Genomic DNA, 473 nt, shown 5'->3' with positions numbered 1-473 from the left:
AAGTTGCGAACGTAGGAATCGGCAATCTTCGTTTGCACTTCATCAGGCTGGTTGTTGAATACTTGCTGGGCAGTGGGCACCTGGGCATAGGTAAACAGGTCTTTTTGCAGTTGCAGTTGAGCCGACAGGCCGGTGATGGCGCCGCTGTAATCGGGGTCGGGGTTGTGTTTGCCGACGGCCTTGTCTGCGGTTGCCAGGTCGGTTTGCAAGGCCTTTCCGCTGTTGACGTTTTGAACCTGCTCAGTCACGGCCTTTGCAGCGCCGAATCGCTGCTGACCAGGCTGCGCTCCTGTTCGGGAATGCTTTTGTTGAGGTACTCCTGAACATCGGGATCGGCTTGCAACTGAGCGATTCGCTCATTAAGGCCCGCCTCGGTCTTCTCGGTATTGCGCAAATCCCGCCCGGCTATCACGCTCTGCTGAGTCTGCTGCAACTTGATCATCACAGCGGCCTTCTGCGCGCCGGTGTAAGCC

The 473-nt window shown here is 57.1% G+C and carries 1 pseudogene; it reads right to left on the bottom strand.

The window, feature by feature from the left end:
• Positions 1 to 473, bottom strand: a pseudogene (locus ALO43_RS28635) (type III effector HrpK); the annotation flags it as partial.

The organism is Pseudomonas tremae (assembly GCF_001401155.1).
Classification (GTDB): Bacteria; Pseudomonadota; Gammaproteobacteria; order Pseudomonadales; family Pseudomonadaceae; genus Aquipseudomonas; species Aquipseudomonas tremae.
The sequence above is the reverse complement of the archived record's forward strand: the minus strand, read 5'-3'. Positions and strand labels throughout refer to the sequence as shown.